At 33.6% G+C, this 26,433-nt stretch carries 23 protein-coding genes; 21 read left to right on the top strand and 2 right to left on the bottom strand.

Annotated elements, in window-relative coordinates; genetic code table 11:
* The first annotated feature begins 4 nt into the window (after positions 1–4).
* From sov to tsaB, 21 genes are all read left to right on the top strand, one after another.
* On the top strand, positions 5–7,216 hold the full coding sequence (gene sov, locus ACWNT5_RS01770) for a T9SS outer membrane translocon Sov/SprA (RefSeq protein ID WP_456516428.1): 7,212 nt from the start codon (positions 5–7) through the stop codon (positions 7,214–7,216).
* Between the two features lie 150 nt (positions 7,217–7,366).
* Positions 7,367–7,747 (top strand): glycine cleavage system protein GcvH, encoded by a 381-nt coding sequence (gene gcvH, locus ACWNT5_RS01765; protein ID WP_299603523.1) that lies wholly within the window; start codon positions 7,367–7,369, stop codon positions 7,745–7,747.
* Complete coding sequence (locus tag ACWNT5_RS01760; protein WP_299603521.1) at positions 7,737–8,129, top strand: VanZ family protein; 393 nt, start codon at positions 7,737–7,739, stop codon at positions 8,127–8,129. Before gcvH ends, ACWNT5_RS01760 begins: the two co-directional genes overlap by 11 nt.
* Positions 8,130–8,285: 156 nt before the next feature.
* Positions 8,286–9,011 (top strand): energy transducer TonB, encoded by a 726-nt coding sequence (locus ACWNT5_RS01755; RefSeq protein WP_343911614.1) that lies wholly within the window; start codon positions 8,286–8,288, stop codon positions 9,009–9,011.
* 106 nt (positions 9,012–9,117) lie between these two features.
* Positions 9,118–9,864 carry an energy transducer TonB gene (locus ACWNT5_RS01750; RefSeq protein ID WP_456516427.1) on the top strand — a complete coding sequence of 249 codons (747 nt, stop codon included), beginning with the start codon at positions 9,118–9,120 and terminating at the stop codon, positions 9,862–9,864.
* Positions 9,865–9,975: 111 nt separating this feature from the next.
* The gene (locus tag ACWNT5_RS01745) at positions 9,976–10,719 is read left to right on the top strand and encodes a TonB family protein (RefSeq protein WP_456516426.1); all 744 of its coding nucleotides are present in this window, start codon (positions 9,976–9,978) and stop codon (positions 10,717–10,719) included.
* A gap of 231 nt (positions 10,720–10,950) precedes the next feature.
* Complete coding sequence (cyoE, locus tag ACWNT5_RS01740) at positions 10,951–11,853, top strand: heme o synthase (protein ID WP_299603509.1); 903 nt, start codon at positions 10,951–10,953, stop codon at positions 11,851–11,853.
* Positions 11,844–12,425: a cytochrome c oxidase subunit 3 gene (locus tag ACWNT5_RS01735; protein ID WP_299603506.1), complete on the top strand. Its 582-nt coding sequence runs from the start codon at positions 11,844–11,846 to the stop codon at positions 12,423–12,425. Before cyoE ends, ACWNT5_RS01735 begins: the two co-directional genes overlap by 10 nt.
* Positions 12,426–12,473: 48 nt before the next feature.
* Positions 12,474–13,457, top strand: coding sequence for a cytochrome c oxidase subunit 3 (locus ACWNT5_RS01730; protein WP_456516425.1), 984 nt, complete (start codon positions 12,474–12,476; stop codon positions 13,455–13,457).
* Positions 13,458–13,482: 25 nt separating this feature from the next.
* A complete protein-coding gene (locus tag ACWNT5_RS01725) occupies positions 13,483–13,842 on the top strand; it encodes a cytochrome C oxidase subunit IV family protein (protein WP_299603500.1) in 360 nt (119 codons plus the stop codon).
* Between the two features lie 100 nt (positions 13,843–13,942).
* Positions 13,943–14,596, top strand: a complete 654-nt coding sequence (locus ACWNT5_RS01720) for a hypothetical protein (RefSeq protein WP_456516424.1) — start codon at positions 13,943–13,945, stop codon at positions 14,594–14,596.
* 2 nt (positions 14,597–14,598) lie between these two features.
* Positions 14,599–15,333: an SCO family protein gene (locus ACWNT5_RS01715; protein ID WP_456516423.1), complete on the top strand. Its 735-nt coding sequence runs from the start codon at positions 14,599–14,601 to the stop codon at positions 15,331–15,333.
* A complete protein-coding gene (locus tag ACWNT5_RS01710) occupies positions 15,326–15,868 on the top strand; it encodes a DUF420 domain-containing protein (RefSeq protein ID WP_299603490.1) in 543 nt (180 codons plus the stop codon). The genes ACWNT5_RS01715 and ACWNT5_RS01710 overlap by 8 nt, the downstream gene beginning before the upstream one ends.
* A gap of 31 nt (positions 15,869–15,899) precedes the next feature.
* On the top strand, positions 15,900–16,118 hold the full coding sequence (locus ACWNT5_RS01705; RefSeq protein WP_299604661.1) for a hypothetical protein: 219 nt from the start codon (positions 15,900–15,902) through the stop codon (positions 16,116–16,118).
* Between the two features lie 240 nt (positions 16,119–16,358).
* A complete protein-coding gene (locus ACWNT5_RS01700; protein WP_299603488.1) occupies positions 16,359–17,060 on the top strand; it encodes an ABC transporter ATP-binding protein in 702 nt (233 codons plus the stop codon).
* Complete coding sequence (locus ACWNT5_RS01695) at positions 17,053–18,300, top strand: ABC transporter permease (protein ID WP_299603486.1); 1,248 nt, start codon at positions 17,053–17,055, stop codon at positions 18,298–18,300. Before ACWNT5_RS01700 ends, ACWNT5_RS01695 begins: the two co-directional genes overlap by 8 nt.
* Before the next feature lies 1 nt (position 18,301).
* Positions 18,302–19,567 (top strand): ABC transporter permease, encoded by a 1,266-nt coding sequence (locus tag ACWNT5_RS01690; protein WP_299603483.1) that lies wholly within the window; start codon positions 18,302–18,304, stop codon positions 19,565–19,567.
* A gap of 58 nt (positions 19,568–19,625) precedes the next feature.
* Complete coding sequence (locus ACWNT5_RS01685; RefSeq protein WP_299603481.1) at positions 19,626–20,738, top strand: efflux RND transporter periplasmic adaptor subunit; 1,113 nt, start codon at positions 19,626–19,628, stop codon at positions 20,736–20,738.
* Between the two features lie 115 nt (positions 20,739–20,853).
* Entirely contained in the window at positions 20,854–22,302 is a 1,449-nt protein-coding gene (locus ACWNT5_RS01680) for a TolC family protein (protein WP_299603479.1), read from the top strand.
* Positions 22,303–22,379: 77 nt separating this feature from the next.
* Complete coding sequence (locus ACWNT5_RS01675) at positions 22,380–23,660, top strand: efflux RND transporter periplasmic adaptor subunit (protein ID WP_299603477.1); 1,281 nt, start codon at positions 22,380–22,382, stop codon at positions 23,658–23,660.
* Positions 23,661–23,695: 35 nt separating this feature from the next.
* Entirely contained in the window at positions 23,696–24,355 is a 660-nt protein-coding gene (tsaB, locus tag ACWNT5_RS01670) for a tRNA (adenosine(37)-N6)-threonylcarbamoyltransferase complex dimerization subunit type 1 TsaB (protein WP_299603474.1), read from the top strand.
* A gap of 104 nt (positions 24,356–24,459) precedes the next feature.
* Here tsaB and ACWNT5_RS01665 read toward each other — a convergent pair whose 3' ends face one another.
* Both ACWNT5_RS01665 and ACWNT5_RS01660 read right to left on the bottom strand, forming a co-directional pair.
* The gene (locus ACWNT5_RS01665; RefSeq protein ID WP_299603471.1) at positions 24,460–25,164 is read right to left on the bottom strand and encodes a hypothetical protein; all 705 of its coding nucleotides are present in this window, start codon (positions 25,162–25,164) and stop codon (positions 24,460–24,462) included.
* 456 nt (positions 25,165–25,620) lie between these two features.
* Positions 25,621–26,316, bottom strand: a complete 696-nt coding sequence (locus ACWNT5_RS01660; protein ID WP_299603469.1) for a hypothetical protein — start codon at positions 26,314–26,316, stop codon at positions 25,621–25,623.
* Between the last annotated feature and the right edge of the window lie 117 nt (positions 26,317–26,433).

Here is a 26,433-nt window from a genome sequence, read left to right as displayed (position 1 = left end):
AACATTGAGTTCATTACATTCCTTATATTTTAAATTTTTAAAAAGACTAGTTTGTTTAATTGTACTTTGTAGTGGTGTGCTATATGGTCAGCAAAATGAGACCGTACGAGATTCTACCAGTACTACTTTTACTTTAGGGGAAATTTCCTTGCCAGATCCAAACAGTATTGTTGCCAAATACGAATATGATCCAGTTACAAATCGATATATCTATCGAGAAATGTTGGGATCTTTTAATGTTAGGTATCCACTGTTTCTGACTCCTGAAGAATTTGAAGCGTTAGTGGAGGAAGAGCAGAGAAGAGATTATTTTAAAGAAAAAATTAGTGCTTTTAGTGGTAAAACTGATGGTAGTGAAGAAAAAAGAAAAAACTTGTTGCCAATCTTCTATGTGAATTCTAGTTTTTTTGAAACTATTTTTGGAGGTAACGAGATTGAAATAATTCCTCAAGGGTCTGTGGAAATGGATTTAGGTATTTTGTATACTAAACAGGATAATCCAGCATTTTCTCCTCGAAACAGAAGTAATTTCACCTTTGATTTTGACCAGAGGATCAGCCTAAGTTTATTAGGAAAAGTTGGGAAAAGGTTACAAATTACAGCTAACTACGATACAGAGTCTACTTTCGATTTTCAAAATCAAATCAAATTAGAATATACACCTACAGAGGATGATATTATACGAAGTATTGAGATTGGTAATGTAACGATGCCTATTAATAACTCTTTGATACAAGGTTCACAAAGTCTTTTTGGAGCGAAGCTAGGATTGCAATTTGGTCGTACCAGTGTTACTGCTGTATATTCCGAACAAAGGTCTGAAACAAGATCAGTAAATGTACAAGGAGGAGGAACCGTTGAAGACTTTGAGATTGATGCAGTAAATTATGATGACAATAGGCACTACTTCTTATCACACTACTTTAGAGATACATATGATGAAGCTTTGACCAATTATCCGTTCATAAATAATAATATTCAAATCACAAGAATCGAGGTTTGGTTAACAAATAGAGCTACAAGTGCGCAAACTTTAACAGATGCTAGAAATATTGTAGCTTTACAAGATCTAGGGGAATCTCCAGTAGCAGGTAATTTTACAATTCCAACATCACTTTTTAATCAACCTGCAGGATCTTTTCCTGACAATAGGAATAATGATTTAGATCCAAGTGCTATTGGTCCTGCTGGTCCTATTACAGATGCAGTGAGACAAATTGCTACTGTACAGCAAGGATTTACTGGAGCAATATCAGGTTTTAATGAAGGTTTTGATTACGCGATTCTCGAGAATGCAAGACAATTAAATCCTAATGAGTATACGTTAAATACACAATTAGGATACATTTCTTTAAATCAAAAATTAAATAATGATGAGGTGCTTGCAGTTGCATATCAGTATACTGTAGGAGGAGAGGTGTTTCAGGTTGGTGAATTTGCTAATGATGGTGTAAATGCTACTGTTGGTGATAATACAGGTACTGGTGTAGAGGTTGGATCTAGTAATAGTTTAGTAGTGAAAATGCTAAAAAGTCCAATTATTAATGTGGAGCTTCCTATTTGGGATCTGATGATGAAAAACATCTATAATACAGGTGCTTTTAGACTAAACTCAGAAGATTTTAGATTAAATATTGTCTATACGAATCCTTCTCCAGTGAATTATATTACACAAGCAGAAGGTAGTACTACACCACTGCCAGATGATGTAGAGCAAACAAGACTTCTTACCGTATTTAATATGGATCGATTAAATCCAAATAACGATCCAGTACAAGGAGCAGATGGTGCAGGAGATGGTTTTTTCGATTATGTTCCTGGGCTTACTATTGATCCAGAAAATGGAAGGATTATTTTTACAACAGTAGAGCCTTTTGGACAACATTTATTTAATAAATTAGATAATGATGCCATAACAAATCCAAACGATTATACAAATCCTCTAAATTATAACGGTAATCAAAGTCGTTATGTTTTTAGGGAACTCTATACACAAACAAAGGTTATTGCAGAACAACAAGCAGCAGAAAATCAATTTTTTCAATTAAGAGGTCGTTATAAATCTTCTGGGCAAGATGGTATTCCGTTAGGGGCGTTTAATGTTCCACAAGGATCAGTAACTGTGACTGCTGGTGGGCGTACATTGCAAGAAGGAGTTGATTATACAGTGAATTATTCATTAGGTAGAGTGAATATTTTAGATGAAGCTTTGTTAGCGTCTAATACACCAATTCAGGTTTCTACTGAAAATAATGCTGTTTTTGGACAGCAAACTAAGCGTTTCACAGGGTTGAATATAGAGCATAAGTTTAGTGACGATTTTATTATTGGAGGAACCTATTTAAATCTAAATGAAAGGCCAATAACTCAAAAATCGAGTTATGATTTTGAGCCTATAAATAATACACTTTTAGGGTTTAATTTAAACTATTCAACAGAAGTTCCATTTCTTACTAGAATGGTAAACAAGTTACCTAATATAGATACTGATGTACCATCAAATGTTTCTGTAAGAGCTGAAGGTGCTTATTTAATTGCTGGAGCGCCAAGAGGTGCGGATTTTGGTGGAGAAGTAACCACATATATTGATGATTTTGAAGGAGCGCAAACGCAAATTGATGTAAGTTCACCATTATCTTGGGAATTATCCAGTGTGCCTATTGGTTTTGGATCCACAAATGATGATGAGACATCCGTACAGGCAGGAATAGAATCAGGGTATAGAAGAGCGGATTTATCATGGTATACCGTAGATCCAATATTCTATAGCAATGGTAGACCAAGTGGTGTAACAGATGAAGATATTAATTTTAATGAATCAAGAAGAGTATTTCTTGATGAAATTTTCCCAGAGACAGATATACCACCAGGTCAGACTTTATCATTGTTTCCACTGGATTTACATTACAGACCAAATGAACGTGGTCCTTATAATTTTAACCCAGAATATGCTGGAGGCGCAACTCCTTCCCAACCAGAAGATAACTTCGCTGGTATTACAAGGCAATTAACGTCCACTAATTTTGAACAAGCTAATGTAGAGTTTATAGAATTCTGGTTAATGGATCCGTTTTTTGATCCAGGAGATGGGCAAGAGCCTTTAACGAATGCGACTAGCGGAACCATTATTTTTCATTTAGGGAATATTAGTGAGGATGTCCTTAAGGATGGAAGAAAACAGTATGAAAATGGACTTCCTGCAGATGGTACTGATGAAGGTACTGTTACTACAACTTATGGAGATGCAAGAGTTCCGGTAAATCAATCGTTAATTTATGCCTTTGATTCTGAAGGGCAAGCCAGGATCAATCAGGATGCTGGATATGATGGTTTAAATGATGAACAAGAAGTTGCCGCATTTTCTGCAGATTTTGGTACCGAAGATCCTGCAAATGATAATTACCGTTACTTTTTACAAGGTGAAGGTAGTATTGTAGAACGCTACCGTGATTATAATGGTACTCAGGGAAATTCACCGACAAGTGTAGCAGATGATGATAGAGGTAATACTACGTTTCCTACGGCAGAGGATGTGAATCGTGATAACACCATGAATACAATAGATAGTTATTATGAATACGAAATACCTATTTTTCCGGGTATGGGCTTTGGAAATGATGGTGGTACAGGATATATATCGGATTCTCCAGGACCACAGGATGCAATTATATTAAATGGGGTGACTAGAAGTACTCGTTGGCTTCGATTCAAGATACCTATTTATGAACCAACAGGAAGGCAGAATATTGGGGAAAATGATTTTAGGTCTATTCGTTTTATGAGAATGATCGTTACTGGTTTTGATCAACCCGTAGTATTACGATTTGCTACATTGGATTTGGTAAGAGGAGATTACAGAAGATACGTACAAGAAGGTAATACTACTAATGATCCTACAAGTGGATTAAATATAAACGGAAATGAAGTAATCGTAACATCTGTAAGTGAAGAAGAGACACCAAATTACGTAACACCACCAGGAGTTGTAAGAGAAGAGTTGATTAATAACAATACGGCTATTAGAGAAGATGAAAGGTCACTAGCATTAACAGTGAATGATCTTCAACCCGATGATGGTAGAGGGGTGTATAAGAACCTTAATGTAGACATGCGGCAATATGAAAATCTGGAGATGTTTTTGCATGCAGAAAATCTTCCCGGACAGTCCACATTGTCAGATGGTGAGCTTGTTGCGTTTGTAAGAATGGGGAATGACTTTACGAATAATTTTTATCAGATTGAATTACCGTTAGCCGTTTCACCGAACAATAATTCAAATGCTGATGCGGTTTGGCCAGATGCAAATAGATTGAACCTGCCATTGTCTTTTCTTCAGGAGATAAAAGCAAACGTTATTGGAAATTCTGGATTGAATAGTACAGATCTTAATTTCTTTGATGGTCCTAATAATCTTAGAGTAGGGATTAAAGGGAATCCTAATTTTGGAGATGTAAAAATTATGATGGTTGGAGTGAAGAATGCAAGCGGATCAAATGAATCAGGTACCGTTTGGTTTAATGAAATGAGATTAAGTGATCTTAAAAACCAAGGTGGTTGGGCTGCTGTAGGTAGTATGGATGCTAATATTGCAGATTTTGCGACCATTAGTGCTTCTGGTAGAGTTAGTACTATTGGTTTTGGAGGAATTGAGCAAGGTCCGAATGAAAGAAGTATTGAAGATGTTAAACAATATGATTTAACAACAAATGTAAACTTAGGACAACTACTGCCTAAAAAATGGGGTATTCAGGTGCCGTTTAATTACAGTAGAGGAGAAGAGTTGATCACTCCGCAATATGATCCGGAGTTTCAGGATATTGAGTTGCAAGATCGATTAGATCGAGAGACAAATGCGGAAGAAAAAGAAAGGATAGAAAAGCAATCTACGGATTATACCAAAAGACAAAGTTTTAATGTTATCGGATTGCGAAAAGACAGAACGGGCGATGCTAAGCCAATGCCATATGATGTAGAGAACTTCGCTTTTTCGGGAACATACAATCAAACAGATCATCGAGATTTTGAAATAGAAAAGTCTTTAGAGCAGAATGTTCGTTTAGGAGGAACCTATGACTTTAGTTTTCAGCCTAAGGAAATTGAGCCTTTTAAGAAAATTAAATTCTTAGGAAAGAGTAAATACTTTGACTTATTGAAGGATTTTAATTTCAACTTGCTTCCTACTAGTATATCGGTGAATTCTAACATTACAAGACAGTTCAATGAGCAAGTTTTTAGAGATATCACATTAGGACCAAATGATCTTAGATTGCCAGCACTTACGCAACGTAATTTTCTATTTGATTGGCAGTTTGGTATCAACTATAATCTAACTAAATCCCTTAATTTTAGTTTTAATACTGCTAATAATCGAATTGTAAAGAACTTTATTGATGATGAAGGTGTTGTGGATGAATCTATAGGTGTTTGGAGTGGGCTTTTTGATGTTGGAGATCCTAACTTTCATAGTCAACAACTACAGGTAAATTATGAGATTCCTTTTAATAAGGTTCCATTATTTAAATTTATGAGAGCGACCTATTCTTATTCGGCAGATTTCCAATGGACAAAAGGTAGTGAGGCATTAAAGAATTTAGATGGTATTCCAGACTTAGGAAACACCGTTCAAAATGCCAATGTACATACAGTAAATGGTTCTTTGGATATGAGCACTTTATATAAATATATTGGATTAACAAAGAAGAAACCTGGAAGAAGAAAAGCTTCTAAAAAGAAAAATGCTAAAGCTGGAGAAGGGAAAGAAGGTGATAAATCTGAAGTGGCCAATGCTAAGGAGAAAACTAAAAAGAGATCCAGTAAGCTAACTGTTGGAGATAAGATTTTAAATACCGCAATAGGTTTAGTGACTGCTGTAAAAAAAGTGAATATTAATTATCAGCAAGATAATGGTATATTTTTACCTGGATATGTTAGAGAGCCTGGATTTGTTGGTACACTAAAACCAACGGTAGGTTTTACTTTTGGTAGTCAGGCAGAGATTAGAGATATTGCCGCTAGGAATGGTTGGTTGACATTATATCAGGATTTTAATCAGCAGTATAGAGAAGTAGAAGGAAGACAATTAAATGTGCAGGCTTCTGTAGGATTATTAAAAGATCTCAAAATAGATATTAGTGCTAACCGAAACTATTCTGAAACGTATACAGAAAACTTTAGAGTAAATAGAGAAGGTGCTGATGCAGATCTTAACGAGTTTGGTATTAATATAGATCAACCGTATTATTCTTTATCACCAAATACGTTTGGTAATTATACAATCTCTACTTTGTTGATTAAAACTGCTTTTAAGAAAAGTGATGAGTTTGCATCTGAGACTTTTGATAAATTCCGAGAAAATAGGCTTGTCATAGCAAGACGTCTTGCATTAGAACGTGGGATTGATCCTGGTACAGGTGATAATTTTCCAGTGGGTCTAGGTCCTACAAATCAAGCTGTACTTTTACCTGCTTTTCTAGCTGCATACACTGGAGCTGATCCTCAAAATGTGCAAAAAGGTGCGTTTAGAGATGTTCCTTTGCCAAATTGGGATATTAAGTATACAGGTTTAATGAATTTGAAATGGTTTAAAAAACGTTTTAAAAGGTTCTCAATGGCACATGGTTATCGTGCTAATTATACCATTAATCAATTCCAAACAAACTTAGAGTTTAATCCTAATAATCCGGACGAATTGGATGAGGGAGATAATTTTAAGAATCCAGAATTGTATGCAAATGTAAATCTTACAGAGCAGTTCAGTCCTTTGATTAGATTAGATATGGAGATGAAGAATTCCATTAAAATTTTGGCAGAATGGAAAAAAGACCGTGCGTTGTCTTTAAGTTTCGATAATAATCTACTCACAGAAATTCAAGGAAACGAATATATTATTGGATTAGGCTATAGAATACAGGATTTAACATTTGTTACACGTATTGCGGGTAAGAAAACAACTCTTAAGAGTGATCTAAATTTTAGAGCAGATCTTTCTTTACGCCAAAATGAAACAATTATAAGATATTTAGATATTGATAATACACAGGTTACTGCTGGGCAAGATATATATGGTATTAAATTTACAACGGATTATGCTTTAAGTAAGAATTTAACAGCCTTGTTGTTTTATGATCATACGTTCTCGCAGTATTCTATTTCTACCGCTTTCCCGCAAACAACTATTCGAGGAGGGTTTACGTTACGTTATAATTTTGGAAACTAATTTGAATTATTAATGGATATATCAAAGTTTTTTGATATCAACAGGAGCAGAATTAATTTTTGATAAATTTTACCGCTCTTTTTCTAAAGTTTGATAAAATAAATTTATTTTCGTCTTCAAAATAATAAGAACTTATAAATACTCTTTCGAATGAATATTCCTTCAGAATTAAAATATACAAAAGATCACGAGTGGATTAAAATAGATGGCGATATAGCTACAGTAGGGATTACGGATTTTGCGCAAAGCGAATTGGGTGATATCGTTTATGTAGAAGTTGAAACAGTTGGTGAAGAACTAGAACAAGAAGAGGTTTTTGGGACAGTTGAAGCTGTAAAGACGGTTTCGGATTTATTCTTACCACTAACTGGAGAGATTACAGAATTTAATGAAACATTAGAAGGAGATCCTGAACTTGTAAATAGTGATCCTTATGGAGAAGGATGGATGGTGAAAATCAAGATTACAGATGATTCTCAAATAGAAGGACTTTTATCTGCAGATGATTATAAAGCACTTATTGGGGCATAAATTCCTTTTTTCGCTAGCGATACTCTATACAGGTATCATTACTTGGCTTTCATTAGCCAAAGTATTTATTCCGATTAATGTACGAGTTGAGGGAAGCGATAAGATTGGACATTTGTTAGCATATTTTGTTTTTGCAATTGTTTGGTTTTTGTTTTTCTTTTTTTCAAAAAGACAGTCTAGAAAATTTACAACAAGTTTTATTTGGGCAGCTTTGTTTGGATTTGCGTATGGAATACTTATGGAAATATTGCAAGCGACACTAACTAGCTATCGAAGTCCAGATTGGAAGGACGTAATAGCAAATACCAGCGGTATTGTTTTGGCAGTATTTTTGCTTATAATACTTAAGAATAAGATAGTTACCTATAAAACTAATTTATAAAATTGAATAAAGTAGAATGGCTTTTGTGTTTTAGCGACATATTTAAGAGGTCATTGTAAAAGTTAAAAATTGTATTTTTTGTTTTACATTTCCATGTTTACTTGGAAAATACAAAAGAAATTAGCTATTTTAGCATTCATATAATAACATTGTAGTATGGAACCAAAGAAAAATCCGAAAGCCGATTTAACCAAAAAAAGTTCGTTGTTTTTGCAATTGGGGTTAATTTTAGTGCTTTTAATTACATGGCAAGCGATTGAGTATAAAACTTATGATCGAAGTAATATCGATATTGGTCAGGTAAATCTTGATGAGTTAGAAGAGGAAGAAGTTCCAATTACTCAAAATTTAAATACTCCACCACCTCCACCACCTCCACCTCCAGCACCAGAAATTATTGATGTTGTTGAGGATGAAGAAGAAGTTGAAGAAACAATTATCGAGTCTACTGAAACGAATCAGGAAGAAGAGATTGTTGAGGTTGAAGAAGTAGAGGACGTAGAGGAAGAAGAAGAGATAGCGGACGTACCATTTGCAGTTATTGAAAACGTACCTGTTTTTCCAGGTTGTGAAAAAGAATCAGGTAATGCTGCGAAAAAGAAGTGTATGAGTGATAAGGTTAAGAAATTTGTTAACCGTAAATTTAATACAGAATTAGGTAGTGAGCTTGGTCTTTCTGGTGTAAATAGAATCTATGTTCGTTTTAAAATTGATAGAAGCGGAAATATTGTAGGTGTTCAGGCAAGAGGTCCACACCCAAGACTAGAAAAAGAAGCTCAAAGAGTAGTAAAGATGTTACCTAAAATGACGCCAGGAAAGCAAAGAGGAAAGGCTGTGGGTGTACTATATTCTTTACCTATCGTGTTCCAAGTTCAGGATTAATTACATTTTTTTAAAAATATACTAGAAATCCCGCTGTATTGTTCAGCGGGATTTTTTTTGGTATGCTTGTTGTGCGTAGTTAGACGTAACGTTAAAACTAAGTAATATGAGTAACAAGCATGAAGCTAATGTTCGAAAAGGATCATTAGTAAACTTTCAGATTGGACTTATTGCAAGTCTACTATTCACCTATGTGATGTTCGAAGTGTATACTTCAGAACCAATTAAAAAGATTGCGGATAAACCTGTGGTCATTGACGATGAACACTTGGTTTGGGATGGTGTTTTTGAGGTTTATCAAGAGCCAGAGCAAAAAGTAGTGGCACAAAAACAACCTGTACCTATTCCTGACCCTACTGATTTCGAAGTGGTAGATAATGATGTCGCTTTAGATGATCCTACTGATGAGTACGAAAGCAAGGAACCAACAGAGGTAAGTGTTCCTTTTAATCCAAATGCTATTTCTAGTGAAGAAGAGGAAGAGATTCCAGAAAATGTTCCTTTTTCGGTAGTGGAAGATGTTCCTATTTTTCCAGGTTGCGAAAAATTGAAAACCAATAAAGAAAGGGCAGCTTGCTTTTCTGAAAAGATTGGTAAAATTATTTCCAGAAAATTCGATACTAGTATTGGAGAAGATTATGGTTTAAGCGGTGTGCAAAGGATTTATACCTTATTCGATGTAGCTGCTGATGGAACTATCCAGAATATACAGGTGCGAGCTCCTCATCCAAAGTTGAAAAAGGAAGCAGAAAGAGTTATTCGTTTGTTTCCTACTATGACACCTGGGAAGCAACGCAAAACTCCTGTAACGGTAAAGTATCAGCTTCCGATCGTTTTCAAAGTTCAGGATTAAGAACAGCTATTTTTTAAAATATGAGAATCCCGTTACGAATATCGTAAACGGGATTCCTTTTTGGTATGCTTGTTGATTTCAATTTTAATTGTAACGTTAAAACTAAATAATATGAGTAACAAGCATGATGCTAATGTACGAAAAAGTACGTTGGTGAACTTTCAGATTGGGCTTATAGCAAGCCTTTTATTCGTTTTTACGATGTTCGAAACATATAGTTCTGTTTCGGTAATCGCACCACCAGACGATGAAGTTGATAACATAGAGGATGTTAGCTTCACGATGGATGTTTTTAGGGTAGAGAAACCAAAAATTGAAAAACAATTGGTTGAGGTGAAAAAAGTAAAGAAACAGGAGTTGGTGGAGCTAAATAAAGCCGAAGAAAAGTCGGTTGTCGATAAACTTACAAAACAACTTGGTATAATAAGCGAAAAAGGGAAAACTAAAGCTGTTCCCGTCGATTCAATTTTAGACATTGTTGAAACCAAAAATATTACTTACGATATCAATAAAGTTACTGTGGCTCCAATTTATCCAGGATGTGAAGGGTTGTCCAGTAATGATGAAAGAATTGCTTGTTTATCCAGTAAGATTAAGAAAATAGTTTCTTATAAATTCAATACTGATTTAGGTGCTGAGTATGGTCTTAAAGGAATGCAAAGAATCCATGTTCAGTTTCAGGTAAGTAAAGATGGATCTGTAAATAATATTAGGGTAAGAGCACCACATCCAGCTTTAGAAAAAGAAACCAGACGAGTGGTAAGAAAATTTTCTAGGATGACACCAGGAAAGATTGGTAAAGATGCTGTAAATGTGAAATATTACTTGCCAATTAAATTTAAAATAGAAGAATAGTTGCTAAGAATAGTGATAAAAGTCTATCCTCATAAGTGGATAGACTTTTTTAATATTTTTTCGGTATGATTTGTAAGTGTTTAGAAGTGCCTTTGATTGAGTTAAATGACGCTTAATTTGTGGAACAGTTGTTAAAAGGTGAATTATAAATAGTTATAAGTTGTCTATAATGCTTTTAAGGCATATCTTTGCACAACTTTTTTTAAAAGCAATTTAGATAACGTGCAAAATTTGAGTATAACCCAAGTAGATACTGCCAAAGTTTCTGTTATTCAGGATTTTAAAGAGATTACTAAAATGCGTCTTGCGTTGAGTGTAGTCTTTTCTTCTGTTGCAGGTTACCTTTTGGGAGTAGAAAGTATATCTTGGACCACATTGGGTCTTCTATCTATAGGTGGATATTTTATGGTGGGTGCATCTAATGCTTTTAATCAGATCATAGAGAGAGATCTGGATGTGCTAATGGATCGTACAAAGAACAGACCTATTCCCTCAGGAAGAATGTCTGTAAGTACTGCTTTTATAATAGCAAGTATATTTACAATATTAGGAATTTCAGTATTGTTTGTGATCAATCCACAAACAGCTATGTTCGGTGCGATTTCAATTTTTATTTATGTAAGTCTTTATACACCACTTAAAACGAAGACACCTCTGTCAGTTTTTGTGGGGGCAATTCCAGGAGCAATTCCTTTTATGTTAGGTTGGGTAGCAGCGACAGATAACTTCGGTATAGAACCGGGAACACTGTTTATGATTCAGTTTTTTTGGCAATTTCCTCATTTTTGGGCTATTGGATGGTTTTTATTCGATGATTATAAAAAAGGAGGCTTTTTTATGCTTCCTACGGGAAAAAGAGATAAAGGTACTGCAACCCAGGTAGTGATTTATACAGTATGGACAGTTGTTACATCATTAGTACCTGTTTTTGGTGTTACTGGACGACTGTATATTACACCAGTATCAGGAATCTTAATTCTTATACTAGGTGTTTTTCTATTAAGATATGCAATACGTTTGTACAAGGTTAAAGATGCTAAAACTGCGAAACAATTAATGCTTGCAAGTGTTTCTTACATTACTTTATTGCAAATCATTTATGTGGCTGATAAATTTATTCGTGTATGGATTTAACACAAGGAACGACAATCGAAAAACAGAAAAGAGCCAAAAAAACTATGATGTGGTTTGCTATGATAAGTATGACCATGACATTTGCTGGTTTAACAAGTGCTTATGTAGTAAGTAAAACTAGGGAAGACTGGTTGACTGATTTGGTTTTTCCGAATGCTTTTTTAATTAGCTTATTTATCATTATTGGGAGTAGTATTTCTTTTTACATGGTAAAAAAAGCAATTGAAAAAGAGAATAGAAGTTTAGCAACTTTGTTATTATTGTTAACTTTAGTATTGGGAACGTTTTTTGTTTTTATGCAATTTCAAGGTTTTGCGGATATTATGGATCAAGGGTATTATTTTACAGGTCCATCGGCAAATATTGTCCCAACGTTTTTGTATATCATAGTCGTATTACATATAGTCCACGTAATTGTTGGGCTAATCGTACTTTTAGTCGTAATTTATAATCATTTTAAACAAAAGTATAAAACAGGGCAAACCCTTGGTTTAGAACTGGGTGCTATGTATTGGCATTTCGTAGATGTTTTATGGGTTTATCTCTTTTTATTTTTATATTTCGTTAGATAATAAAATTGATTACTTTTGTGGAAAATTTAACAATACCAAATTCTTTATATGGAAACAACTGTTACTAATACAGGTACAGAAGGTAAAACTTGGGGTGGAGGTAACAAACCACTGAAAGTGAGTTATGGTAAGATGATGATGTGGTTTTTTATCCTGTCTGATGCACTTACATTCTCTGGGTTTCTTGCTGCTTACGGTTTTTCAAGATTCAAATTCATAGATTCATGGCCAATCGCGGATGAAGTGTTTAATCACTTTCCATTCCTTCATGGAGTAGATGCTCCGATGTATTATGTGGCATTAATGACGTTTATATTAATATTTTCTTCAGTAACAATGGTACTTGCGGTAGATGCAGGGCACCAAATGAAACAGAAGAAAGTAATTCTTTATATGTTCTTAACGATTATTGGTGGAGCAGTTTTCGTTGGTTCTCAGGCTTGGGAATGGAAAAATTTCATCAAAGGAGAGTACGGAGCGGTAGAAACTAAAGGAGGTCAGATCCTGCAGTTTGTAGATAAAGAAGGTCACAGAGTCGCATTACACGATATAGCTATTGTAAATGCTAATAAGTATAGAGAGCAACACCAAAGCAAAAACGGAATTTGGTACGAGTCAGAAAAAGAGCTGCCTACGTATACAATTCAGGAGATAAGAGACGGTTTTGCTAAAAAAAGTGACTTATTGGTAAGAACTCAGATTTTAACGGAGAAAGGTGAAAAGACAATCTTATCTAGAGAAGAGTCCTTAAAAAGATTAAATACGGATGCTATTGGTATTGTAGAAGGAGCGAATTTGATTCATAATGAATATGGAACACCGTTGTTTGCTAATTTCTTTTTCTTTATCACAGGATTCCACGGATTTCACGTATTATCTGGAGTTGTGATCAATATTATCATATTTTTTAATGTGATATTAGGGACATACGAGAGAAGAAAGAATTACGAAATGGTGGAGAAAGTAGGACTTTATTGGCACTTCGTAGATTTAGTTTGGGTATTTGTATTTACATTCTTCTACCTGGTTTAATTATTAAAAAGATTTTAAAATAGATATGGGACACGATACAGCACACCACGAATCAAATACCAAAAGAATATGGTATGTGTTCGTTTTATTATCAGTAGTGACGATAGTAGAAGTGATTTTAGGTATTATCAAACCTGCATTTTTAATAGAGACTACAGTTATTAGTATGAAATTGCTAAACTGGATCTTTATTATCTTAACGATTTACAAGGCATATTACATTACATGGGCTTTTATGCATATGGAAGGAGAGACAAAGGGACTTCGTAGATCAGTTGTTTGGACAGCAGTATTTCTAATCAGTTATTTGATTTTTATCTTGTTAACCGAAGGAGATTATATTTATGAAGTTTTCAAAGCTGGTCATAAAAGCTGGGACTTTTAATTAAGATATACAGACGTTAAAAACGTAATAAAAGATAGTAAAAGACGGTTGGTTTCAGCCGTCTTTTTTATTTTTGCAGATAAGTTAAGTTGTTGATTTAATGAAAAAATTTTTAGTTCTAGGTATATTATTTATTCTGCCAATAGTAGCATATTTATTTTTTGCTTCAGCTGTAGATAATTTCTCCAAACTCCCGGTTTTAGTAGAGTCCGTTGGCGATCTTAATAACTTCGAAAGCCTTGAAAAAAAAGACATAACATTACAGGATAAAATTACAATTTTAGGTTTTTTAGGAGATGACATCCTTAGTAAACGAGGTAACGCTTTCAATCTTAATCAGAAAATATATAAAAAGAATTATGAATTCAGAGATTTTCAATTCGTAATGGTTTGCCCTTATGGTAGCGAAAATCAATCCAAGGAGCTTATTAAAGAATTAAGTAAGTTAACTGATGTATCTGGTTGGAATTTTGTTTTTGGTACTCCTGAGCGCATAGAAAGTTTTTTTAAAGGGTTAAAAACACCGTATTCTTTAGATGAGAAGAGTGCAACAGATTTTGTCTTTATCATAGACAAAAAAATGAATCTAAGAGGGCGAGAGGAGAACAGAGAAAAGAATGAGATAGATGTATATGGATATGATACTAGCTCTGTAGCTGATCTTAATAACGTTATGGTAGATGATGTGAAGGTGATATTAGCGGAGTATCGTTTGGCATTAAAAAAATATAAAGCAGATCGTAAAGAAAAGTAGCTATGAAAAAATATTCATATGTTGGTATATCTTTTATTATCCTAGTTTTTGGAATCATTTTTATTCCTAGAATAGTAAATAGAGTAAAGAAGTCTTCTATTGTGGAAAATGATAGGATGAGTGCGAGCAATCCAATAGTCAATCAAAAGCTTTCTTATATTAAAATTAACGGAAAGCCAAGAAAAGTTCCTGAGTTTGCGTTTCTGAATCAAGATAGTATGCTTATAACTAATCATGACTTTAGAGGAAAGGTTTTTGTCGTAGATTTCTTTTTTACCAGTTGCCCTACGATTTGTCCAAAAATGTCTAAGAATTTGGTGTATTTACAGGATAAATTAAAAGATTATAAGGATTTTGGTGTAGCTTCATTTACCATTAATCCAAGACGCGATACTCCAAGTATCCTAAAAAAGTACGCAGAAAACTATGGTATATCAAACCCTGATTGGCATTTACTCACCGGAGAACGAGAAGATATATTTGATTTAGCGAAAGCTGGATTTAATATATATGCCGCTGAAAACCCTGAGGTGCCTGGAGGTTTTGAACATAATGGTCACTTTGCATTAATAGATAAAGATGGGTATATCCGATCTCGTTATGATGCTTCTGGTAATCCTATTATTTATTATAGAGGTACTATTGGTGTAGAAGAAAAAAAGGATGAAAGTGGAGAGGAAGAGCAAATTACAATCTTGTTAGAAGATATAAAGAAATTATTAGAAGAGGATGAGTAAAAGTATTTCAGAAACCGAAAGCAAGTATAATAAATGGATCGTTGTGTTATCTATTGCTATTCCAGTAGCAGTCGCTGGATTGTTTTTTATAAATCTTAAAAAATTAGGTTTCGATGTAGAACCGTTAACTTTTTTACCACCAATTTACGCTACGATAAATGGATTAACAGCAGTAATTCTTGTGATTGCATTTTGGGCAATAAAAAATAAGAAAGTAAAATTGCATGAGAATCTCATGAAGACTGCTATTGTGTGTTCTGTTCTTTTTTTAGTAATGTACGTCGCATACCACATGACTAGTGAATCTACTAAGTTTGGTGGAGAGGGAATAATCCGTTATGTGTATTTGTTTATTCTTCTTACTCACATACTGTTATCAATAGTTGTTATTCCTTTTGTTTTGATTACTTATGTGAGGGCATTAGCTAAGAGTTTCGAAAGGCATAAAAAAATTGCTAGAATTACATTTCCAATATGGTTGTATGTTGCAATTACGGGTGTTATTGTTTATCTGATGATATCTCCTTACTATTAATTTATAACTTCTAAATAGGGATCCTTAGATGATGAGATTAAAATATATATTGATTTTAGTGTTGATGTTGTTTTTTACACTTCCAATGGATGCACAATGCGCTATGTGTCGTGCTGTGTTAGAAAGTGAAGAAGGTCAGCAAACTGCTAAAGGAATTAATAATGGGATCGTATACCTTATGATTATCCCATATATTTTGATTGGCACTGTAGGATATTTTATTTACAGAAATAAGAAAAAAGCTTCCTAGGAGATTTAATAGCTTTTTACTCAATATAAATGTTTAACATTTTAATAACACATGCTACTGTAACGAAATTGATGTAGGATTAGTCTTATCTAATAAGACTACACTAACCAATCTTTTGTATTTCTGGAGGGGAAACCAGAAACAGCATATAAAACATACTATTTTTAGTACCAAGGTGTAAGTCTTAGTTTATATTAGTGAAGGTATCATATTGTGCCTCATAATCTTAATCTAAGTATTATGATTGAAATTAAAGACTTGCATAAATCTTACCAGATGGGGAGTAATTCTCTGCACGTTTTAAAAGGAATCAATTTTAATGTTAATGAAGGGGAACTTGTTTCTATCATGGGGTCATCGGGCTCTGGAAAATCTACGTTGCTAAATATTTTAGGAATGCTCGATGAAGCTGATTCTGGAAGTTACTTTTTGGATAATATTCCTATTAAAAACCTTAACGAAAAAATCGCCGCTAGATATCGGAATAAATTTCTAGGGTTTATATTCCAGTCTTTTAATTTAATTAATTATAAAAATGCCTTGGATAATGTCGCTATGCCATTATACTATCAAGGGATTAAAAGGAAGGAAAGAACGGACAAAGCACTTCATTATCTGGAAAAGGTTGGATTAGCAGATTGGGCAACACACTTACCGAACGAATTATCTGGAGGACAAAAACAGCGGGTAGCGATTGCGAGGGCATTAGCATCTGAGCCTAAAGTACTGCTTGCAGATGAGCCAACAGGAGCATTGGATACTAAAACCTCTTATGAAGTAATGGATCTGATTCAGGGAATAAACGATGAAGGTAAAACAATCCTTATTGTTACTCACGAAGAGGATATAGCGCATATGACCAAACGTATTGTTAACCTTAAAGATGGTCTTATTATAGATGACGGTATTGTAGAACAAGTAAGAGCAAATTCATATGTTTAATATCGAACGCTGGCAGGAAATATTTGAGACAATTCGTAAAAACAAATTAAGAACCTTTCTAACCGGACTGTCTGTTGCTTCAGGAATATTTATTTTGGTAATACTTCTTGGTGTGGGACAAGGAATGCAAAATGGAATTGCAGAAGAATTTGAAGGCGATGCCTCTAATAGTATATGGGTTTGGACAAGACCAACATCTGTAGAATATAAAGGAATGAACCCAGGAAGGTTCTTTAGCATGACCAACGAAGATTTTGATTTTATTCATAAGACCAATGAAGATGTAATAGAATACGAATCATCTAGAGTGAGAATTTGGAATGCTACAATATCATATAAAAAGGAATCTGGAAGTTATAGAATTGAAGGTGTTTTTCCAGGTTTTCAATTTATTGAAAATCAGTCCATGGTATCGGGTAGGTTTATCAATCAGAATGATATCGACGAAAAGGGTAAGATTGTAACACTGGGAAGAAAAGTGAAGGAAGCCTTGTTTAAAAATGGGGAAGATCCAATAGGAAAATATGTTAAACTTAATGATATTCCTTTCAAAGTTGTTGGAGTATACACGGATAAAGGTGGAGAACGGGAAGAGGAGCAGGTTTCTATTCCTTCCACTACAGCACAACAGGTTTTTAATCGTGGTCAAAATATTAATAATCTATCTTATACTCTTAAGCCAGAAAAAGATTTTGAAACTGCAGTAGCAAAATCTGAAGAATTTGTGGCTTCAATTACCAGATATTTAAAAAACAAACACGTTATCGCTCCAACAGACGATCGAGCTATTGGAATCGGGAATTCTTTAGAGCAGGCTAAAAGATTTTATAGCTTGATTTTTATGATCAAAGCCTTTTTCTGGTGGGTAGGAGTGTGTACGATTATAGCAGGTGTAGTGGGGGTAAGTAACATTATGCTTATCATTGTTAAGGAACGAACAAAAGAAATAGGTATTCGGAAAGCAATAGGGGCATTACCTTCTTCCATTATTGGAATGATTTTGCACGAAGCTATATTTGTGACTGCTATAGCAGGTTTTACTGGATTAATTTTTGGATTGATTCTATTAGAAATAGTAGGACCTATGGTCAAAACAGATTTCATATCCAATCCTTCTGTAAATTTCAATATTGCCATTACCACCGTATTCATATTAATTATTGCAGGAGCACTCGCAGGATTTTTTCCAGCATGGAGAGCAGCAAAGATCAAACCCATTGTAGCACTTAGAGACGAGTAATATGTTTAATAGAGATAAATGGAATGAAATAATAGAAGCCCTAACGGCTAATTGGTTTAGAACCTTGTTAACTGCATTTGGAGTTTGTTGGGGGATATTCATTTTAGTAATACTGCTGGCAGCGGGAAAAGGGTTGGAAAATGGTGTAAAACGAGGCTTTGGAGATATTGCTACGAATACCATGTTTATGTGGACACAGATTGCAACCAAACCTTATAAAGGTCTACCCAAAGGAAGAAGATTTAATTTTAAAATAGGAGATGTAGCTTCAATTAGAGAAAAAGTACCTGGATTACTATATATTTCTCCTCGTAATCAACTTGGAGGCTTTGGAGGGACTAATAATGTTGTAAGAGGTTTAAATACCGGAGCTTTTAATGTTTATGGTGATTATCCTGAGATCATTAATCAAGATCCAATTACTATAACTTCCGGAAGATTTGTCAATTATGGGGATATCGATAATAATAGAAAAGTAGCTGTAATTGGTGAAGGAGTAAAAAAAGAGTTGTTTAAAATAGGTGAAGATCCCATTGGTGAATATATAAAAATTAAGGGGGTTAGTTTTATGGTGATTGGAACTTATATGAAGAAATCTAATAATGGAGATCGAGAACAAGGCCAAAATGAAATTTTTGTTCCTTTTACTTCTTTTTCGCAAGCTTTTAATAGGGCAGATAACGTTGGATGGATGGCGATTACAGCACAAGATGATCACTCAATTACCAAGTTGAAGAAGAATATAATCGATGTAATGAAAACTAATCATACCATACATCCTGAAGATAACAGGGCAATTGGAAATTTTGATCTGTATCAAGAGTTTAGTAAGATTAATGGACTTTTTATTGCCCTTAGAGGAGTAGCTTATTTTGTGGGAGTTCTGGTATTATTATCGGGTATTATTGGTATTAGTAATATTATGCTGATAGTTGTGAAGGAACGAACTAAAGAAATTGGAATTAGACGTGCCCTTGGCGCTTCCCCTTGGTCTATAAGAGGGCAAATTTTATTAGAGTCTATTTTTCTAACTATTATTTCTGGTATGACAGGCATTGCAGTATCTACAGGAGTTATATTTTTAGTAAATAAAATCTTAGATGGGATACCCGCTACTAATGAAACGATGTTTGCAAATCCTAGTGTAGATCTCACAGTCGTTTTTGTGGCTTTACTCATATTAATAACAAGCGGACTTTTAGCGGGTTTAATACCAGCACAAGTTGCTATCAAAACAAAACCAATAGATGCTTTAAGAGCAGAATAAAAATAAATCAATCAAAGTTTTACTGTTGCAACAGTAAACAAATCAATAAACACGGAAAATGAAAAAAACAATAACAGTTATTATCTTACTTCTTATAGTAGTTGTATTCGGAGGCGCATTATATTATTTGTATCAAAAAAATCAGGAAGATCCTGTAACTTATAAAACAGAACAAAGTACTGTAGAAACGATTATTAAAAAAACCGTAGCAACAGGAAGTATTGTGCCGAAAGAAGAAGTGTTAATAAAACCAAACATTTCTGGAATCATTGAAGAAATATATATCGAAGCTGGAGATCAGATTAAGTCCGGTGATCTAATTGCTAAAATTAGAGTGATACCCAATGTGTCTTCATTGCAAAGTGCTAAAAATGCGGTGCAAACGGCAAAAATAGATTTGGATAATCAGGAAAAAGTTTTCAAAAGACAAAAAGAGTTGTTTGATAAAGGAGTTATTTCTGCAAATGAATTTGATGGTTCGGATGTAACTTACAAACAATCAAAACAAAACTATGAAGCAGCACAGCAAAATTATCAAATTGTTAAAACAGGAACTACACGAGGATTAGGAAGCGCTGCGAATACATTAATCCGCTCCACAGTTTCTGGGATGGTTTTAGAAGTTCCGGTAAAAGAGGGGAATCAGGTGATTGAATCAAATAATTTTAATGATGGTACCACTATCGCTGCTGTAGCAGATGTAGGACAAATGATTTTTGAAGGAAACGTAGATGAAAGTGAAGTAGGAAAAATTAAAGAAGATTTACCATTAGAAATAACGGTAGGAGCGATAGAAAATAAAAAATTTGATGCCGTTTTGGATTATATTGCACCGAAAGGAAAAGAAGAAAATGGAGCCATTCAGTTTGAAATTAAAGGTACATTGAATAAAAAGGATACCACATTTATTAGAGCGGGACTAAGCGCAAATGCATCTATTATTTTAGCAAAAGTAGATAGTGTAATGGCATTGAAAGAATCTCTTATCCAGTATGATTCGAAAACACAAAAGCCTTTCGTAGAAGTGGCTACAGGCGATCAACAGTTTGAAAATAGAGATGTTGAGTTAGGAGTAAGTGATGGAATTCATGTAGAAATTAAAAGCGGAATCACGAAAGAAGATAAAATCAAAGTTTGGAATCAAATTAAGAAACCAGAGTTTGGAAATTAATTTTTTTCAAAAAAAGTGTAACAACAATAATCAATAGTATACAAATAGGTATCAGAAACGTAAATTTAAGTATAAGAAGATGTTTCTGAGCGACCTTTTAAATAAAGAGAAACCGATGAAAGTTAAAATTTCAATTATTTGCTGTGTCCTTTTTGGGATGCTTACTGTACAAGCACAAGATAAAAAATGGACATTAAGAGAGTGCGTGGAATATGCTTTGGAAAATAATATTACTATTAAACAATCAGCACTTAATGTAGAAAATGCAGCAATAGATAAAAAAGATGCTTTGGGTAATTTTTTACCATCTCTAAATGCACAGGCATCTAACTTTTGGAGATCAGGTTTAGCAACAGATCCGATTACAAATACGAACAGTACGGCAACTTTTAGAAGTTCATCATATGGTATTAATGTTGGGATTACTTTATTTGATGGGTTAAGAAACGTGAAACAGTTTCAAAGAGCAAAATTGAATAAACTTTTAAGTCAGTACAATCTTGGAAAATCTAAAGACGATATTGCGTTGTTTGTAGCTAATAGTTACTTACAAGTTCTATTGAACAAGGAATCTTTAAAGGTAATAGAAAAGCAACATGAAATTACCTTAGAACAGTTAAAAAGAACAAAGGATTTGGTAGATGCAGGTGTTTTGCCGCAAGGAGATCTTTTGGAAATAGAAGCGACCTCTGCAGATGAGCTTACCCGAATTGTACAAGCGGAAAATGCTGTGTTAATCGCTAGAGTTGGACTTGCACAAACACTATTAATAAAGGACTATGAAAAGTTTGATATTGCAGAGCAAGATTACCTAGTTCCGTCTTCTTCGATTTTGAATAAGTCCGTTGATGAGATTAGGTCTAGTGCTAGAGAAGCTAGATATGAAGTGCAAATTGCAGAACAAAATAAGCTAATTGCAGAAAAAGACTTAGAAATAGCAAGAGGTGCTTATTATCCTACATTAAGTGGTTCGTTTGGATATAATACTAGTGAAGTTGGAAATGATACATTCAGTAGATCAATTGATCCAGACAATCCAACAGTAGATTTACCAATTGGATTTGTTGGAAATACTGGAGAGGAAGTATTTCAAACTCAGCCAAACTTCTTAATACAAGAAGCGGGACCTACACCATTTATAGAACAATTGTATAATAATGATGCACTTTCTTATGGATTATCCCTTTCTGTGCCAATTTTTAATGGTTTCGCAACTAGGAATAATGTAAAAAGAAGTAAGATTAATGTTAAGCGTACACAGTTTCAGCTAGAACAAGCGGAGCTAGATTTAGATAGTAATGTATATCAGGCCTATTTGGATGCTAAAGGATCTGCTGAAGCTTATGAGGCTTCTTTAGTTGCTGTAAAGGCGCAAGAAAGAGCTTATGAGTACGCGAAGGATAGATATGATGTTGGAAGAACCAACGCATTTGATTTTAGTCAGTCAAAATTCAGATTAGAAAATGCACAGAGTAATGAGGTGCAAGCAAAATTCGATTACATATTCAAGATTAAAGTTCTAGAACTTTATTTTGGAATCAAAATAGCAGACATAAAATTATAATTTAAATAGTCCATTAAATTTGGGCTACTTAACTAAAGATTGTAATTTCATTTTATAGAATTAATTTAAACTAAGTCATGAGTAGAAAAACTTTACTAATCATTTTAATTTTTGTTATTGTTTTAGTTATTGGACTTGTCTTGGGCAAAAAAGCAGGATGGTTTGGTAAAGATGGAAACCTAAAAGAAGTAGAGATTTCAGAAATCCAAAAGCTAGATATTGTGGAAACCGTTTCTGCTACAGGAAAAATTCAACCAGAGGTAGAAGTGAAGCTTTCTTCTGAGGTTTCTGGAGAGATCATTGACTTACCTATAAAAGAAGGTCAGCAAGTACAAAAAGGAGATCTCTTAGTTAGAATTAATCCTGATATTATCCAATCAGGATTGAATAGATCTCAGGCGGCATTGGAAAATGTTAGAGCAGGATTACAACAAGCTGAAGCTAGTTTAAAAGAAGCTAAGTTAAGTTACGAACGTAATAAAGAATTGTTCGACAAAGGCGTAATTTCCAAGGCAGAGTGGGATACTTCAGTGTCGGCTTATGAAGTGGCACAAGCAGCTAAACAATCTGCTTTTTATAACGTAAAAAGTGCTCAGGCAACTGTGAATGAAGCAAAGGATAATTTAAGTAGAACAACGATCTACGCGCCAATGAGTGGTACGATCTCTAAATTATCGGTAGAACTCGGAGAAAGAGTAGTAGGTACACAACAAATGGCAGGTACAGAAATAGTTAGAGTTGCTAACTTGAGTAATATGGAAGTAGAAGTTGATGTTAATGAAAATGATATTGTAAAAGTTTCTCTTGGTGATTCTACTATTGTTGAAGTAGATGCGTATTTAAAAAAACAATTTAAAGGGTTAGTTACCGAAATTGCTAATTCTGCAGAAAGCACATTAAGTGCTGATCAAGTAACTAACTTTAAGGTAAAAGTTCGTATTCTAGAAGAGTCTTATAAGGATTTGACAGAGGGTAAACCAGAAAGTTACTCACCATTCAGACCTGGAATGACAGCAACAGTAGATGTTATTACCAATAAAAGAGAGAGTGTAATTGGAGTTCCAATTAGTGCAATAGTAATAAAAACGGATACTTCTAGTAGTGCTAAAAGGAAATATACGAAGGAAAAAATAAAAGAGTCTGACGAGAAATTTGAATGTGTTTTTGTTAATGATGGAGGATCTGCTAAACTAAGAGTTATCAAAACAGGAATTCAGGATGATAGCAATATAGAAATTACAGAAGGCTTAAATGTTGGAGAAAATGTTATTGTGGGGCCTTATAATGTTGTTACAAAGACATTAAAAACAGGAGATAAAGTAACTTCTAAAAAGCAAAGCAAAGCCAAAGAAGAATAAGATTATTAAAGGTATCTTTGCATAAATTTTTTAAGATGGCCTATATTCTTTGTTTAGAGACTTCTACAACTAATTGTTCTGTATCACTATGTAAAGATGGTAAAGTAATTGGCTTTAAAGAGGATTACGACACCAAATATTCTCATGCAGAACGCTTGCATCAATTCATAAAGATTGTACTGGAGGAGGCATCAATAGAGTTTAAAGAGCTTAATGCAATAGCAGTAAGTAAAGGGCCTGGTTCCTACACAGGTCTAAGAATTGGAGTGTCCTCTGCAAAAGGACTTTGTTATGGTCTACAAATACCATTAATATCTATAAGTACCTTACATTCATTAGCGATGCAAATACAATGCGATAAGGGATATATTGTGCCAATGATTGATGCTCGTAGAATGGAAGTATATTCAGCTATATTTTCAAAAGATTATAAGAAAGAAAGATCCATAGAAGCTGAAATTTTGGTAGAAGATTCGTATCAATCTTATTTGCAGAATAATGAAGTATGTTTTATCGGTAATGGTGTATCCAAGTTTTCGGAAATTTGTGAGCATAAAAACGCCAAGTTTTTTCCAGAAAAATTACCGTCTTCTAAAGAAATGGCAATCTTGAGTTATCAGAAATATGTAAATAAGGATTTTGAAGATGTTAGTTATTTTGAACCTTATTATTTAAAAGATTTTGTAGCGGGTTAGGCTTAAGGAAGTAATACAATATCAATTCACAGAAGTTATTTTATACAACAAAAGAGGTCATCTCAGAATAAGATGACCTCTTTTGTTTTGATTTTAAATATAATTTAATCTCTTCTACTTCTATCGCTAAGTAAACTTCTAGATCTATTGCCGTCCGTACTTTTTAAAGCATTATATCTTGATACTAATCGAATAAGATCTTCTTCCTTTCTTACCTTAATACGATTCTTTTTCATGTATTTCTTTAACTCTTCTTCTTTATCACTTAAAGCAGCTAAAATCTCTTTCTTATTCATTGGAAGTTCCATTATAATCCCACGTTCTTCTAAGAAATATTTGGTTTTGATACGCACCTTTCCTGGTGTTGCAGTACCACTTACCGAACCTTTTGGATCAGGTTTAGTTATCTTCACAGAATACTTTTTATAGATTCTATACTTTTCATTTAGCTCTACCAAGACATAATACCCCGGTTTTTTTAACCCACGCTGAGTTTTAAAATTACAATAGTAATAGTAATCTCCGTCTATTCGTGCATGTGATGTAGGACTCTTTAAAAGTTCGAATAAATCACCGCCTTTTTTGAATTCTAATGCATCTGTGTAAGCATTATATCTTAGTTTGGTATCAAAGGTTCCTGACTTTTCATCAATGACACTTGCATCCTTATATTTTAAGGTTTTGTGTATAGAACCATCATACTCATCAAAAGTAGTTACTCTTTTGGTTGGTTTTAGTAAAGATTGCGGAAGTTGCGCAAACAATAAAGGCGATATTAATAAAAATAATAAGTGTAGTATTTTTCTCACGATCTATTGATTTAGGTGTATTAAATTTAATAAAACGTAGGTTTAAATACAAAAATTACAGTTTTAATACTTTATTTTTATTGATTATTCAATACTTTTAAATTATTGGCAATTTATTAATGAGAAATAACATATTTTGTTGAAAATATAACATCTATTTTTTACGGGAATACTGTAAAGTTTGTCTCGAAAACGTTTTAGTTTGTAGGAAATTACTTCATTTTGTTTGCTAAAAGTTTGATTTTCCGATCGTAAAACGCTTCCTAGGAATTATCTATTTTGAAAGGGAATTTTTAAACTTTTAAACTTGTTTTTATGGCGTGCCTGAATCTCTTTTCTGTTATAGATACTTTATAGAGTCAAAAGTTAGTTGATAAGCATAAAAAAACATCTAGGAATCAAATTCAGAGATGTTTTTTTATTTATAAATGACCTTAAAAGAAACTAGTACATAAATTAATTTCTTCTAGTGAGTAAACTCCTTGACCTACTTCCATCTGTACTTTTTAATGCATTATACCTGGATACAAGACGGATTAAATCTTCTTCTTTTCTTACTTTAATACGCTCCTTTTTGATGTATTTTTTTAGTTCTTCTTCCTTATCACTAAGCGCAGTTAATAGCTCCTTTTTGTTCATAGGAAGCTCCATAATGATACCACGTTCTTCGAGAAAATAAGTGGTTTGCATTTTTAATTTTCCCGCAACATTATTACCATTGGCAGCACCACCTTCATTAGGTTTCTTAATTTTTAAATCAAACTTTTTATAGATTTTATATTTCTCATTTAACTCTACCAACACATAATATCCTGATTTTTTGTGACCTCGTTGTGTTTTAAAATTGCAATAATAAAAATAGTCTCCATCTATTCTTGCATGTGAGGTAGGCTTCTTTATTAATTCATATAATTCTGATCCTTTTTTAAACTCTAATGCATCTGTATACGCATTATAACGAAGTTTTGCATCAAATGTTCCTGACTTTTCATCTATCACACTAGCATCCTTATATTTAATACTTTTATACATAGAGCCGTCATAGTCATCAAACATAGTTACTTCTTTGGCAGGTTGGATTAAAGACTGCGGAAGCTGAGCAAATAAAAAAGGTGAAATTAATAATAATGGAAATAGTAATAGTTTTTTCACGATTGTTAGATTTAGGTGAAATAAAATTAATAAAACGTAAAATTTAATGCAAAAAATAGCTTTTTAATATCAAATTTTTATCAATACCTCAATGTTTGGTGTTTTTTTTCAATTTTT

This window comes from Aquimarina sp. 433, assembly GCF_054054605.1.
This window is presented reverse-complemented; position numbering and strand designations above follow the sequence as displayed.